Here is a 14,096-nt window from a genome sequence, read left to right as displayed (position 1 = left end):
CGGTGGCGGTTGGCAGAACTTCACGTTCGCCGGTGTCGCGGACTACACCGGCGACGGCAAACCCGATGTCGTCGCCCGCAACAACGGCAACGGCAACCTGTACGTCTACCCCGGTACCGGCGGCACCGGCCAGGTCGGCGCCGGCCGCGAGATAGGCAGCGGCTGGTGACCCGCTGAGCCGGCCCGGGCGCACGGTGCCGAGCGAAGAGCATCCTGCGCCCGCCGACCCGGCGAACACCGAGAGCGTCCCCGCGCCACAAGATCACCGGACAGCAGACGACTGAACAGCGCTGACCCGCCGCCGAGAGACGGTGGGCTCGCCCAGGCCCAGGCCCAGGCGCGGACGAGGGCGAGGGCGAGGACGAGGACAGAGCGGGACCCCGGGCACCGCCGCCCGGGGTCCCGCCCGCACTTCGCTCGACCTACCGGTTCACCGTCCGTCCGGCCGCCGCGGACCCGGTCGAGGTCAGGGGCCGAGGATGACGTGCCGGCGGTGTGGTTCATTCGCCTGCGGTGTCCTCGGCTTCCCAGCGCAGCAGGTCGCCCGGCTGGCACTCGAGCACCTCGCAGAGCGCGGCGAGCGTCGCGAAGCGCACCGCCTTGGCGCGGCCGTTCTTGAGTACCGCCAGGTTGGCGGGCGTGATCCCCACACGGTCCGCGAGTTCGCCGACGGACATCTTCCGCCTGGCCAGCATCACGTCGATGTCGACGGCGATCGCCATCAGATCACCTCGTCCAACTCGGCCTGCATCCGGGCCGCTTCGACGTCGCGGGCGACGGCCTGGGCGAGCAGCTTGCGCAGCACGAGCACGATGAGCGCGACGCCCAGGACGGCCACGCCGATCCCGGCCATGATGCCGGTGACGCCCGGGTCGTCCCGCTGGCCGGGTGCGTTCACGGCGGTCACCGCGAACCACGTGAGCGCGGCCGCGACGATGGCCCCGATGATGCCGTCCACGTAGCGGAAGGAGGCGTGGGAGAACACGGTTCCGTGTCGCACCATCGTCACCAGCCGCCAGACGCAGCCCATGGCGACCTGGGCCGTGCCGATGCCCAGGATCGTGATCACGCGCAGTGCGGTCAGCGGGAGCGAACCGTCCTCCTGGTCCTTCCCGCTGACCAGCGCCCACACCATCAGGACCTGGACGAGCACACTGCCGGTGAGCACCACCACGAGCACGGCGCGCAGCGCACGCACTGTCAGCTTTCCCAAGACCCATCCTCCCATCGAGTTGCGATGGGAATCTATCGAAAATCGATAGATAGAGCAAAGAGTCAGCGGACCGGAGGCGGCTTCGCGCGCAGGCCGGCGGAGCGGGTGCGCGGGACGACCGGGCTGCCCTCCCCTCTGCCCTCCCGGCCCTACCGTCCGGCCGGGCGGCGCGCTAGAAGTGGGTCGCCCACACGCGTCCGGTGAAGGAGTCCGTCATGCGAGCACACGACCCCGACCACCAGGACGCGCGCACCCCCGCGCCACCGGCCGCCCGCAGGACCGACAACGTCCCCCGCGAACAGGCCCCCGCGTCGCTCCCCAGCGGGCTGCTCGCCCTGCAGCGCAGTGCCGGCAACGCCGCGGTCGTGCGGATGCTCCGCCGCACCGGACACGTCCCACCGGCCGTGCAACGCCACGAACACGACGCCGGCTGCGGCCACCTCACCCACCAGCGGGCCGGTGCCGGTCCCGGGGCCGCGGTGCGGCGTTCGGCCGTGCCGGACGTCCTGCGCTCCGCGGGCCGCCCCCTCGACGACACCACCCGCACCGACATGGAGAACCGCTTCGGCGCCGACTTCACCGACGTCCGCATCCACGACGGCCCCGCCGCCCGGCGCTCCGCCACCGAAGTCGGCGCCCGCGCCTACACCTCCGGCAGCCATGTGGTGATCGGCGAGGGCGGAGGCGACACGCACACCCTGGCCCACGAGCTCACCCACGTCATCCAGCAGCGCCGGGGCCCGGTCGCCGGCACCGACAACGGTTCCGGCCTGAGGGTGTCCGACCCCTCCGACCGCTTCGAACGCGAAGCCGAGGCGAACGCGCGCCGGGTCATGGCCGGGCCCTCCCTCGCCCCCGAGGCCGCGGGAGCGTCGTACCGAGCCTCGTCCTCTTCGGCCGGGGCCGGGGCCGGGACGACGGCGGTACAGCGCTATGCGACCGTGGACGCGGAGATCGGTGACTTCTCGAAAGCCCGCATATCCGAAAGCGGGAAATACGTCCTGCTCGGCATGGAAGGGGACAACTGGTCCAATGTGATATGGGTCAGGGAGGATGCCACGGAAATCCCGAAGGGCTGCCGTCGGAGCAACGCCCCGTCCATAAGTTACGGCGGAAGCCAGTACCTTGAATACGTGCCGGACGGACTCTTCCTGGCGGACTGCGCCCACACCGCCGAAGAGGTCATGCACGGGAGGTCCCTGAAGTACGCGGAAACCGAACAGGAGGCGGCCGAGGCACCGGTCGTCAGCAAGTTCCGCGGCATCACCGGCGGCGCCGGCGAGGACCTGCTGTTCGGCGAGGGGAACGAGGAGAACATCGGCGCGGCGAAGAAGTACGCCGGCCGGCGGGAAGGGACGGGGCAGGGCCCGAACCACCAGGAGAGCCCGGAAGTCGGCCAGGCGTTCGTCACCGTGGAGACGTCACTGGACGAGGAGGGGAATCCGAACAACGCCTCCGGATGGCCGTTCCACGTGGCGGCGGTGGTGGCCGTGGACGGCGGTGACCGCATCACTCTCGAGCAGACCGCCAGTGAACGCGACGCAAAACCCGGCGACGGCCGCCAGGGAATATTCGACATGTACGGCGTCGGCAACAAGACGACCAGTTTCCATGCCCGCGGCAGAAAGGGCAACAACTTCTCGAACAAGGCGATCACCGCTGTCATCGCCGGACGCGAGGGGATCGATCTTCCTCTTGACGAAAGAATCCGCACGCTCGAGGCGGCGGCGGGGACCGACCACGGCGTGGCGGACGAGCTGATCAAGGAAGCCGAGGAAGAGAGATCCCCGGAGGGCCTGGAGAGCGCCTGGGGAGCCAAGAGGGATGCGTGGGAGTCCACGGAGAGGGTCTGGCAGGAAAGGGCCAAGAACTGGCAGATCCTCGGTGCGAACCTGACGGGCGACCAGAAGAAGGAGGCCGAACAGGAGGCTTCCCGGTGCAAGGACAGAGCCGCGGTGGCCCAGGAGATGGGCGAGCTCATCGGCGCCGCACTCGAAAGGATCGAGAGCGGTGAAAAGTATTCGACATGCGTCAAGGGAGTGAAATCCAAGGACCGCGGCAAGAAGGCCAGGGAAGCCATGGAGGAATCCCTGGTGCCGCAGTCCCGCCGTGACGGGCCGTCCGACATGGAGATCGACGACCAGTGAGCGTGGGCGGGATACGGCTGTTCGGCATCACCGCGAAGACCGCCGTGCGCCACGCCGGCGCCGCCCACCCGGAGTGCGCCGCGACGCTGCCCGAGTAGCCGGCCAGGCCGTCGGCCAGGGGTCAGCGGGGGCCGTCACCTTCGCCGCGGAACCGTTCTCGGGCAGGAGCCGGGCGCGGCCCGCGCGTAGAGCCATGGACCGCCGTGTTCGAGCGGTCGGCCCGCAGGGCGTCCCGCCGGCCCTGCGAAGCCCGCTCCGGTTTCGCCGGACGACTGAACTCGCCCGGGCGCCCCGGCCGTAGAGCCGGATGGCGTGGGCGGCGCTACCCCGGCGCCCGCGTCTCAGGCACGACCGAGTCCTCGAAAAACGACCGACTTGACCACCAGTCGGACCCCGACGCCCGTCAGGACGCCCTCACCGCGCTCTCCGGGCCGTCCGGGACGGTGAATCGGCATCCGAACAATCGGTTCCATTCCATAGGAGTAAAAGAACTTTGTCCTCTCGTCGCATCCATTCATCGCGGCACGGCAGACCACGGCTCTTCCTGGCCTGTGTCGCCCTCGCCACGTCAATGCTCGGGGTCGCAGCCGCACCAGGTGTCGAACCGGTGACGAACTCACTCGGCAGCCCCGTTCCGTTCATGTCCTGGGATCAGGTACTCAACCTCCAGGACCGGATGAACGAGACCGCCTACGCGCTGCAGAAGTCACCGGGCCAGAGTGCCGATCAGGGCGTCGGAGGGGTCGACGCCTCACCGGACAAGCGGCACCTGACCGTCTACTGGCGCGGCCCCGTGACCCCTCAGGCCAGAGCGATCATCGCCACCGGGCGGGTCGCGGTCGAGGTCAAGCCGGCCGCCCACACCGAGGGCCAGCTGGCGGACGCCGCCGCGCGGGTGAGGGACCTGGCCCAGCAGGCGGGGATCGGGCTCGAGCACGTCAAGCGTGAGACGGACGCCAGTGCGCTGTCCGTGCCGGTGATCGGTACCGACGCGGACGCTCGGCGACTGCGCGAAGCCGTCGCCGGCCTGGGTGTGGCGGTGCACGTGACATCCGACGGACAGTCCTCGATCGCGCTGGCCGACCCCGGGGCCTATCCCGATCGTGAGAACGACCCGAGTGCCGCCGGTGCGCAGATGATCCGTCCGATCTGCAGCACCGGATTCACCGGAAAGATCAACGCGTCGCCGGTCATGTTCACCGCCGACCACTGCTTCGTCCCCGGCGGGAAGCAGGACCGCCGGCCCAGCAGCGATCCCTACGGGCCCGCGTTCGGCGAGCGCGTGACCCCCCGATACTCGGACCCCTACGGTGTGCCCTACGACATCGCGGCCATCAGGCCGTTCCCCGGGACCGCGTTCGAGCCGAAGATGTGGACCGGCCCGGGGCTCAAGGGCGAGCCGGGAACCACTCAGAAGACCTGGGTCAGCAGTGCGAAACTGCCGCAGAGCGGCAACTACGTCTGCAACGGCGGATCCCGCTCCGGTACGACCTGCAACATCCGTGTCACCGGCTACCTCGACAGCTACTCCGCGACCGTGCCGGCCTCGGAGACCAGCGACGGGGTCATCACCTACAAGAGCGGGACGTACAGCAGCGGTTGGCAGAGCAAGAAGGTCCCGACCCTTCTGGACCGGGATCCGTGGGCGGGCATCACGGGTGACAGCGGCGGGCCGGTCGTGCTCGCCGACCCCAACGACAACGGGTCACCCGGACAGTACGTGACGGCCGTGGGAATCGTCTCCTCGGGAGGAAGCCGCGGTTCCCAACTCTGCACGACGAGTCTGACGGCCCAGTGCACCACCTCGATGACCTTCGTCCGCATGGACACGGTACTGAGGACCCTGGGCGCCACCATCACGGTCGGCACGCCCTGGGGCACCCGCGACATCGGCCCCGGCGACATGGAGCTGCTGCCCGCCACCAAGGTGCCCCAGGAGCTCTACGACAGGGTGACCGTCAGGGCCGAGAACGGCGCCGTCCTGGGCTCCGTCCCGCAGGGGCGGGCCATAGGCACCGATCCAGGCCGGCCGGGCACGGTGTGGAACCTCCAACTGGCCCTGGACACTTCGGGAACCACACACTCCCTGATCGACGAGACGTACCACCGAAGGCTCAAGTTCAACAACGGGGATCACAGCTTCAACTTCGTGCACATCCCCAGCGCCGACCCCAACAAGTCCCCGGTGATCATCAGGAACGGGCCTTTGAACGCCTGTCTCAAGGTCTCGGAAGGCTTCCGCTGGTTCGGCTCCGGCCAGATGCTGGTGAGCGGTGTGGCCACCCAGGAACCCTGCAACCAGGACGATCCCGGCCAGCGGTTCACCCTGATACCGCAGGGAACGGGGCTGTCGGACGAATACGTCGAGGCCACCGGCGACATCTCCCTGCCCGAGGACGTGCCGGGTGCCCCCGACGCGTCGCTGGGCGCGGCGGCGTCGTTCCTGGCCAAGACCCACGACCGGTACGCGGTCTCGGGGCTGGGCGTGCCGCAGAGCTACACCGGCGGGCACTTCGCCCCCGGCGCGGAGTTCGGGCCGGACGGCTACCAGTCGTCCTTCACCTACGACAACTCCGTCATGATCGCCGCACTGCTCCAGCGCAAGAACCGCGACGTCGCCAGGGCGACCCGGCTGGGCGACAGCCTGCTCTACGCCCAGGCGCACGACAAGGTGCCCGACGGCCGCATCCGCGCCTCCTACCTCCCCAACCCCTTCGTCACCGCCGACGGCACCCCTTACGTGGGCGGGTTCTCCGTCTACACCGGCAACATGGCCTGGGCCGGCATGGCGTTCTCCCGCCTGTACAAGGAGACCGGCGAACAGCGCTTCCGCGAGGGCGCGTTGAAGGCCGCGGAGTGGATCCAGACCAACGCCGCCGACAGCCGGGGCCTGGGCGGGTACACCGGGGGCTGGGTGGACACCGGCGGCACGGGGGACGCGATGGTGCGCCGGGAGTGGAAGGCGACCGAACACAACATCGACGTCGGCGCGTTCTTCGCCATGCTCGCGCAGGTCACCGGTGACCAGACCTGGAAGTCCCGCTCGGACAACGCGTTCGCGTTCGTGCGCGGCATGCAGGCCGACGACGGCCGGCTGTGGACCGGCACCGGGACCGACGGCGTCACCCAGAACCGGGACAGCGTCCCCGAGGACGTCCAGACCTGGAGCTACCTCGCCACCCTGGACCCGTCCTTCTCCCGCTCGGTGGACTGGGCAGCCGAGCACCTCGCCGCCACCGACGGGCCCTACCGCGGGGTGAGCTTCGCCAAGGCCGACACCGGCAAGGTCTGGCTGGAGGGCACCGCCCACCTGCTGGCCGCCTACCACGCCCGCGGCGCGGCCGGCGACCGGGACAAGGCCGCCGTCCTCCAGGACACCCTGACCAGGATCCAGGCCGAGGCGCCCAACGGCGACGGGCAGGGCATCGTGGCAGCCTCCAGCGACGGACTCGCCACCGGAGAAGGCGACATCTACTACGCCTCCCTCCACACCGGCGCCACCGCCTGGTACCTGCTGGCCGGCCAGGGCGGGAACCCGTTCCGCCTCTAGCACCTCGCGCGGCCCGTACACGACCGGCGGCCCGCGCCCTCGGCGGTCGGCCCGGGGTAGGAGCCAACCGCCGGGCGGGACCCGGGTCAATGCCCCGGACACCGCCCTGATGAGATCCCGCCAAACCGCCGCCCCCGGTACGAACGGTTCCGCCCGGCGGACCCGGAACGGCCGTTTCCGGCCACGGCGCGGACGGGACGTGAGGGTACCGTGGGGCCGGCGGTGCCGGTGCGGCGGCGGGCGGGACGGCCGGGGCGCGACGCGTCCGGAGGGGCGTCCTCCGGACGCCCGGGGAAGGGCCGGCAACGGCCCGGCCCGCGCCCGCCGCAGGCCTGTGCGGCGCGCCCGGAGCGCCCCTACGATGTGAGCCCCGTCGGGCCTGACCCCCGACCCCGCCCCTGCCGGCCGACACCGGGCGGCACCGGTCCCCTCCCTGACGGACCGGTCGCCCCGCCGGCCGCCGCGTGCCCGGCTCACCCCGGGCACGAGCGCAGCAGCAGGGCGGGCACCACCGCGCAGGCCGCCCGTGACCACCCACACCCGAGGGGTACGCCCATGCACGCCGGCACCGACGTTCCACCGGTCAGACCCGTCCCCGCGGACCGCGCGTTCCGCGCCGTCCGCGCCCTGCCGCTCGTCCTCGCCGTGCTGGCCGCCCTCGTGGGCGTCGGCCTCCCGGCCACCGGCCCGGCGTACGCCGCCGTCCCCGACCGCTGGGGCTTCGCCTACCTCGACAACCCGACGCCGTCGCCGGGGTACGTCCCCGACACCACCCGCCAGTGGGGCAGCTGGCCCTCGCCGGCCTCCAACCCGGTGAAGGTCGACAAGGTCGGCACCGGCTCCTACGTCGTGCACTTCCCGCTGATCGCGGGTCCCGGCGGCATCGCGCACGTCACCGCCGTCGCCCGCACCGGCTCCTGGTGCCAGGTCAGGGGCTGGGCCACCGCGGGCTCCGGCCAGGACGTCGCCGTCGGCTGCTACCGCACGGGCGGGGCGCCCGAGGACAACCGCTTCACCGTCCTCTACACCACCAGCAGCGGAGTGCCGTCCCCGGCCGTCGGCGGCTACGGCTACGTCTTCGCCAACCCGACCGGACCGGTGGCCGCCCAGTACAACTCGACCGGTGGCACCAACGCCGTCGGCTCCGGCGGCACCGGCGTCTGGAAGGTCTGGCTGCCGGGCCTGGGCCAGTCCACCCCGGCCGGCAACCTGGAGGTCACCGCCGTCGACGCGGTCAACGGCGCGCGCTGCAAGGTCGCCGACTGGTCGCCGTCCCCGACCGGCCAGACCGTCATCGTCAACTGCTACAACGCGGGCAACGTCCTGTACGACACCCGCTGGACGCTGAGCTACTCGGAGAAGCGGGCCGTGCACGGGCCGGCCCTGCCGCCCAAGTCCTACGGCTACCTGTGGTTCAACGGCGGGGTGCCCGCCGCGACCAGCTTCAACTCCTCCGGCGCGGCCAACACGCTCGCCGGCTCCGTCCCCTACACCGTCAACCTGCCGAACATCGCCGTGCCCCCGGACACCGCGCAGGTGACGGCCTTCGGCCCGGGTCCGGACCACTGCACCCTGGCCGCCCCGTGGAACCGCAGCGCCGGCACGGTGAACCTGTACCCGATCTGCTTCAACGCCTCCGGTTCGCCGCTCCCGTCCCGCTTCTTCACCGCGTACACCTCGGCGTCCTGACCCGCCGGCGGCCGGGCCCGGGGCGCACCACCGCCCCGGGCCCGCGCCCGCCCCGTCCCCGCCGCCGAGGTGGTCCCCGGCTTCGCGGACGAACTCGTCGGCCGCATGGCCGACTCCGAGGAACTCGCGGCCGCCCGCGAGGCCCTGGCGGGAACGCGAGGTCTTCGCGCTGTGCGTCCGGTCCGGGCTCGGCTACGCCGAAGCGGCGACCACCCTCGGCGTGTGCTGCACGCGATCTCCGGTCGTGACGCAAGCGTTATGTCCTGCGGCAGGCCTCCGCTGTGGTCCAGGCCACAGTTGAGGTTGACCCTGGGTCAGGGTGGAGGCTCGGCACATCGGCAGGACGCCGGGACCGACACGGCGACACGAAGGAGCGAGCCACCATGCACACTGCTGTTTCCGGCCAGGAGCAGGACCGTCCGGAGCTGCGGAAGGCGATCGAGGAACTGGTCGAGGCCGGTTTCACCGGGATCCAACTACGGGTGAACGACGAGCGGGGCGAGTGGGTCGGCAGCGCCGGCGCGCGCGAGCTGGGCGGGAGCACCAGGCCGCTGACCGACGCTCACTTCCGCATCGGCAGCACCACCAAGAACTTCGTCGCCACCTCGGTGCTCATGCTGGTGGCCGAGGGCAGGATCGGGCTGGACGCCCCGGTCGCCGACTACCTGCCGGAGTTCGGGCCGGACCGGCGGATCACGGTCCGGATGCTGCTGCAGCACACCAGCGGGATCTTCAACCACACCGGCGAGCTCTACGAGGACGGGACGATCGTGCCCGGGGTGCCCTGGCGGGGCAAGGAGTGGGTGGACGCCCGCTTCAGGACCTACCGGCCCGAAGAGCTGGTGCGGCTGTCGTTGTCCAGGCCGGCGCGGTTCGCGCCGGGTGCGGGCTGGAGCTACGCGAACACCAACTACGTGCTGGCCCGGCTGGTGGTCGAGAAGGTCACCGGTCGTTCGTTCGCCGAGGAGTTGCGGCGGCTGATCCTCGGGCCGCTGGAGATGACCGGCACCGTGGCGCCGGGCACCTCGCCGGAGATCCCCGAGCCGCACAACCACGGCTACTACCGCTACGAGGACGCCGGGCAGCAGCGGACCGTCGACGTCACCCGCCAGAACCCGTCCTGGGTGGGGGCCGGCGGCGACATGATCTCGACCACCAAGGATCTCCACACGTACTTCTCCGCACTGATGGGAGGCAAGCTCCTGCCGGCCGCCCTGCTGACCGAGATGCGCACACCGGAACCGACGGCCGGCTACGGCCTGGGGGTGTTCGCGCAGGAGACGGACGGCGGCACCGTCTTCCACCACCACGGCGCCGTCATGGGCTCGGCGGCGCTGATGTACGGCACGGCCGACGGTGCCAGGACGCTGACCGCCGGGCTGACCTGGGTGGACGACGCCGGCATGGCCGTGGCACCGGCCTTCCGGAGTGCCCAGCAGCGCTTCCTCGACGAGGTGTTCTGCGGCAGGCTGGGCGGATGAGGAACGGGGTCACGATCGGGCAGGCGGCGGCGTTCGTCGGCGTCACGGTGAAGACGGTGCGGCACTATCACAAGCTCGGCCTGGTCGCGGAGCCGGAACGCGACAGCTCCGGCTACCGGCGGTACGGATCCGGCGAGTTGTTGCGGCTGGTACAGGTGCGGACGCTGGCCGCCGCGGGTGTGCCACTGGCCGAGGTCGGCCCCATGCTCGGTGCCGGCGCCGAGCAGTTCGGCGCCGCACTCGCCGACGTCGGGCGGCAACTCACCCGGCGCATCGACGAGTTGACCGCCCGCCGCGACACGCTGCACCGGCTCGCCGACGGCGACCGGGCCCTGCTGCCCGACCGCGCCTGCGCGATCCTGGACCGGATGCCCGGTCTCGGCTTCGGCCCCGACTACGTGGCCGCACAACGCGAGGCACTGGTGCTGGCCAGGGCGCTGGTCCCGGAGGGCTTCGACGGCTTCCTGACCCGACTCGAACACGGACTGGACGACCCCGAGCACGTCGACCTGATCAAGCGCGGCCGGGAGGCGGAGACCTGGGAGCCGGACGACCCGAGAATCGAAGAACTCGCGACCGCCATGGCCGAGCGCTACCTCGCCGACCCCGCGTTGCAGGGAGACCGTGCCGGCCTGCGGGCATGGTCCAGGGCTTCCGCCCAGTACAAGCTGATCAACAACCACCGTGGGGACCAGGCACCGGTCGCGGCCCGGCTGACCGCGCTCACCGAGGCCAAGCTCCGGGCCGCGGGCGTACCGATCCCGCACCGCTGACGGAACGTCCTGCCGTACCGCCCCGCAGGGCCGTCCTGTCCACCGAACGGTGGACCCGAGGTTCAACCGGCCGGGCGTGTCGGGCTCCGCCCCCGGCCGACCAGGATCTCGGGTATGAGTCAACTCCCTGTCCGGATAGCCCGATGGAGCGCCCGGCACGCGTGGCGCGCGATCGCCGGCTGGTTCGCGTTCGTCATCCTGTGCCTCGGTGCCGGCGTCACGGTCGGCTCCCACGAAGCCACGACCGAGGACTACCGGGTCGGTGAGGCGGGGCGGGCCGAGGCGATCGCGACCGCGGGCGGCCTGTAGCAGCGGCCGACCGAGCAGATCATCATCCACGCCAGGTCCGGACCGCTGGACACGGCCGCCGCCGCCTCGGCCGCGCGGGAACTCACCGAGCGGATGCGGAAGCTTCCCGAGGTGGACAGCGTGGAGCCCGCGGTACTCGATCGCGTTCAGCGGCGCCGCCGCCGCGGCCACCGTCGCCGGCATCGTCCGCCATCAGAGCCGGCACGTGGAGGACTTCTCCACCGGCAACATCGTCTTCACCCTCATCGGCTACACGGTGAGCGTGCTGCTCGGACTGGGGGTGGTCCGAATCGTCGAGCAGAGCGACGAGCGCGCCCGCCGCCTGGCCGGCGAGCTGGAGAGCGCCCAACGGCGCCTGGCCGAGGCGCACAGGCTCCAGGGCGCCACGGAGGAGCGCGAGCGGCTCGCACGGGAGATCCACGACACCCTCGCCCAGGGCTTCGCATCCATCATCGTGCTGGCGGAGGCGGCCCGCTCCGGCCTCGACACGGACCCGGGCAGGAGCGCCCGGCAACTGCTCTCGATCGAGAACACCGCACGCGAGAACTTCGCCGAGGCGCGGGTACTCGTCGGCTCCGCCCCGCAGAGCGGTCCCGCCCTCGGCTCGGTCGCGGGGGCCCTGCGCCGGACCCTGGACCGGTTCACCGAGGACACGGGGCTCACCGTCACCGCGGACCTGCCGGACGTCGAGTGCGACCAGCCGGCCCGGATCGCGCTCCTGCGCTGCACCCAGGAGTCCCTGGCCAACGTCCGCAAGCACGCGGCCGCCTCCGCGGTGGAGATCGTCCTCACCGCGTCCGCGTACGGCGTCGAACTGGAGATAACCGACGACGGCAGGGGCTTCGTGGTCGAGGACTCCGCCGGCTTCGGGCTCAACGGCATGCGCAACCGCCTCGCCGAACTCGGCGGCGAACTCACCGTCACCAGTTCCCCCGGCGACGGCACCCGCGTCCTCGCCGTGATTCCCGCGAACAGTCAGGTGTGACGACATGACAGTCCGAACGGAACCGGAAAGCCTGCGCATCATCGTGGTCGACGACCACACGGTCATGCGCGCCGGGGTCGTCGCCCTGCTGGCTTCGGAACCCGCCATCGACATCGTCGGGGAGGGCGGCGACGGCCGCGCGGCCGTCGAACTCGTCGGGCTCCTGAAGCCCGATGTGGCACTGATCGATCTGCGGATGCCGGTCCTCGACGGGGCGAGTGCCACCGCCGAGATCGTCGCCCGCCACCCGGGGACCCGGGTGCTGATCCTCACCACGTACGACACCGACGCGGAGATCGAGCGCGCGGTCGAGGCCGGCGCGATCGGCTACCTGCTCAAGGACACCACGCGTGACCAGCTCGTCGATGCCATCCGGTCCGCGTCCCGCGGCGAGACCGTCCTGGCCCCGAGGGTCGCGGAGCGGCTGGTCGCGCGCATGCGGCAGCCCGCTCCGGTGGCTCTGACCACGCGGGAGGCGGACGTACTGAGCGCGGTCGCCGACGGGTTGTCCAACGCGGAGATCGGCCGGCGGCTGGTCATCGCGGAGGCCACGGTGAAGACCCATCTGCTGCGGGTCTTCGCCAAGCTCGACGTCAGGGACCGCACCCACGCGGTGGTCGTAGCCCTCGAACGCGGGCTGCTGAACAGGCGTCACTGACGTCGGCGCCGGCCGGAGGCGCCGCGTTCGGTGGACCCGCCGGTCTTCCCGAGCCCGGCGCCGAGGCGTTCACCGGGCGTAGTCGACCTCGGGGAAGTCGGGGGAGGGACCGTCGAGCAGCCGCCCCCGGTCGCGGAGGTGGAGGTCGAAGAAGGCCCGCGGGTAGGCGCGTTGGAACGCCTGTGCCCGGTGGCCGGGAATCGTCCCGACCTCGTCCTCCAGATCGGGCGCCGACATGCCCAGGAGAGGGGCGATCAGCGGCAGGATCAGCGCATCGTCGCCGAACGACTCGTGCGCGGCTCCCCGTACGGTCAGATGCAGGCGCCAGCCGCGCAGATGCGACCAGAACGCGCGCAGGGCGGGGTTGCTCTCCATGCCGCCCTTGCCCGGGGTGTCCACGACCAGGAACGGACGGTCGAGCCCGGCGTCCACCACCGGGCCCGCCGCGCCCCCGTCCAGGCTCGCTCCCGCGGTGATCCGCCCGTCGGTGAGCATCGTCGCGGCGGTGGTGGCGCCGCCCAGGGAGTGGCCGAGCATCCCGACGCGCCGCAGGTCGAGCGCCCCGCGCAGGCCCGTGGGCAGCGGGGTGCGGCAGACGCCGGGGTGGCCACCCGACTGGAGGACGGCGAGCCGGTCCAGGACGAAGCGGATGTCGGCGGTACGGACCGCGAGGGCCTTGGCGTAGTCGCTGATCCTGCCCAGCGGATTCGTCTCGACGCGTCCACCGGGGAACTCGACGGCGGCGGCGTCGTAGGTGTGGTCGACGGTGACCACCAGGAAGCCGTGACCGGCGAGGTCTTCCACGACGCCGGTGCCGAACGACCGTGACGCGTTGGCGCCGGGGGAGTAGAGCACGACCGGCAGGAGGCCCGGTGGGCCGCCGACGGGAGCGCCCTCGTGGCCGTGGGTGTCTCCCAGTTGCACCCGGCCGGGAGGCAGGCCGAGCAGGCTCAGGTACCGGTCGGCCGCCGCCGCAGGCATCCAGGGAACAGTGGGGCGGGCCGCGCCGCCGCGGGCGGGGTACCAGATGCTGATCATCAGCTCACGGCAGGGGCGGGAGGGCACCCAGGGGTCCGGCCGCGCGGTGTCGGCCAGGTGCAGCGCGACCGTACCCACCGGGTACGGCCCGTTCGGGGCGGGCAACCGGAACCGCACGGGATCGTCCTGCCCCGGGAGCGCGACGGCCGGCGGCGCGAGCGGACCCAGGGCCGTGGCGGCGGCCAGTGCGGCGCACGAGGACAGCAGTGTTCTCCGATTCATGCGTTCCACTGTTCCGTCCGACGGGCTCGAC

9 protein-coding genes and 2 pseudogenes are annotated in these 14,096 nt (G+C 71.7%); 8 read left to right on the top strand and 3 right to left on the bottom strand.

What is annotated here, in order from left to right; genetic code table 11:
• Nucleotides 1-500 precede the first annotated feature (500 nt).
• Together ACIQOW_RS37120 and ACIQOW_RS37115 are read right to left on the bottom strand one after the other, a co-directional pair.
• Nucleotides 501-722: a helix-turn-helix transcriptional regulator gene (locus ACIQOW_RS37120; RefSeq protein ID WP_188297315.1), complete on the bottom strand. Its 222-nt coding sequence runs from the start codon at nucleotides 720-722 to the stop codon at nucleotides 501-503.
• Nucleotides 722-1,213, bottom strand: a complete 492-nt coding sequence (locus ACIQOW_RS37115; protein ID WP_401092241.1) for a DUF2975 domain-containing protein — start codon at nucleotides 1,211-1,213, stop codon at nucleotides 722-724. The genes ACIQOW_RS37120 and ACIQOW_RS37115 overlap by 1 nt, the downstream gene beginning before the upstream one ends.
• 215 nt (nucleotides 1,214-1,428) lie before the next feature.
• Here ACIQOW_RS37115 and ACIQOW_RS37110 point away from each other — a divergent pair, with 215 nt between their 5' ends.
• The 8 genes and pseudogenes from ACIQOW_RS37110 to ACIQOW_RS37075 all read left to right on the top strand — a co-directional run bounded on the left by ACIQOW_RS37110 (nucleotide 1,429) and on the right by ACIQOW_RS37075 (nucleotide 12,805).
• A complete protein-coding gene (locus tag ACIQOW_RS37110) occupies nucleotides 1,429-3,360 on the top strand; it encodes a DUF4157 domain-containing protein (RefSeq protein WP_401092274.1) in 1,932 nt (643 codons plus the stop codon).
• A gap of 607 nt (nucleotides 3,361-3,967) precedes the next feature.
• Nucleotides 3,968-6,910 carry a hypothetical protein gene (locus ACIQOW_RS37105; protein WP_401092240.1) on the top strand — a complete coding sequence of 981 codons (2,943 nt, stop codon included), beginning with the start codon at nucleotides 3,968-3,970 and terminating at the stop codon, nucleotides 6,908-6,910.
• Between the two features lie 555 nt (nucleotides 6,911-7,465).
• On the top strand, nucleotides 7,466-8,599 hold the full coding sequence (locus ACIQOW_RS37100; protein ID WP_401092239.1) for a hypothetical protein: 1,134 nt from the start codon (nucleotides 7,466-7,468) through the stop codon (nucleotides 8,597-8,599).
• A 383-nt stretch (nucleotides 8,600-8,982) separates the two neighbouring features.
• Nucleotides 8,983-10,080 carry a serine hydrolase domain-containing protein gene (locus tag ACIQOW_RS37095; protein ID WP_401092238.1) on the top strand — a complete coding sequence of 366 codons (1,098 nt, stop codon included), beginning with the start codon at nucleotides 8,983-8,985 and terminating at the stop codon, nucleotides 10,078-10,080.
• The gene (locus tag ACIQOW_RS37090; protein WP_401092237.1) at nucleotides 10,077-10,853 is read left to right on the top strand and encodes a MerR family transcriptional regulator; all 777 of its coding nucleotides are present in this window, start codon (nucleotides 10,077-10,079) and stop codon (nucleotides 10,851-10,853) included. Before ACIQOW_RS37095 ends, ACIQOW_RS37090 begins: the two co-directional genes overlap by 4 nt.
• Before the next feature lie 114 nt (nucleotides 10,854-10,967).
• Nucleotides 10,968-11,297: pseudogene (locus tag ACIQOW_RS37085) on the top strand (MMPL family transporter); the annotation flags it as partial.
• A pseudogene (locus tag ACIQOW_RS37080) lies at nucleotides 11,287-12,147 on the top strand (sensor histidine kinase); the annotation flags it as partial. The pseudogenes ACIQOW_RS37085 and ACIQOW_RS37080, both read left to right, overlap by 11 nt.
• Nucleotides 12,148-12,151: 4 nt before the next feature.
• The gene (locus ACIQOW_RS37075) at nucleotides 12,152-12,805 is read left to right on the top strand and encodes a response regulator (RefSeq protein ID WP_401092236.1); all 654 of its coding nucleotides are present in this window, start codon (nucleotides 12,152-12,154) and stop codon (nucleotides 12,803-12,805) included.
• 69 nt (nucleotides 12,806-12,874) lie between these two features.
• Here the strand turns inward: ACIQOW_RS37075 and ACIQOW_RS37070 are convergent, their stop codons facing one another.
• Complete coding sequence (locus tag ACIQOW_RS37070; protein ID WP_401092235.1) at nucleotides 12,875-14,065, bottom strand: alpha/beta hydrolase family protein; 1,191 nt, start codon at nucleotides 14,063-14,065, stop codon at nucleotides 12,875-12,877.
• Nucleotides 14,066-14,096 lie beyond the last annotated feature (31 nt).

This window comes from Kitasatospora sp. NPDC091335 (assembly GCF_044757205.1).
In the GTDB taxonomy this organism is placed as follows: Bacteria; Actinomycetota; Actinomycetes; order Streptomycetales; family Streptomycetaceae; genus Kitasatospora.
This window is presented reverse-complemented; position numbering and strand designations above follow the sequence as displayed.

Coding starts and splice junctions, on each gene's coding strand:
- ACIQOW_RS37075 (WP_401092236.1), top strand. CDS start 12,152: ATGACAGTCCGAACGGAACCGGAAAGCCTGCGCATCATCGTGGTCGAC.
- ACIQOW_RS37100 (WP_401092239.1), top strand. CDS start 7,466: ATGCACGCCGGCACCGACGTTCCACCGGTCAGACCCGTCCCCGCGGAC.
- ACIQOW_RS37120 (WP_188297315.1), bottom strand. CDS start 722: ATGGCGATCGCCGTCGACATCGACGTGATGCTGGCCAGGCGGAAGATG.
- ACIQOW_RS37090 (WP_401092237.1), top strand. CDS start 10,077: ATGAGGAACGGGGTCACGATCGGGCAGGCGGCGGCGTTCGTCGGCGTC.
- ACIQOW_RS37095 (WP_401092238.1), top strand. CDS start 8,983: ATGCACACTGCTGTTTCCGGCCAGGAGCAGGACCGTCCGGAGCTGCGG.
- ACIQOW_RS37070 (WP_401092235.1), bottom strand. CDS start 14,065: ATGAATCGGAGAACACTGCTGTCCTCGTGCGCCGCACTGGCCGCCGCC.
- ACIQOW_RS37110 (WP_401092274.1), top strand. CDS start 1,429: ATGCGAGCACACGACCCCGACCACCAGGACGCGCGCACCCCCGCGCCA.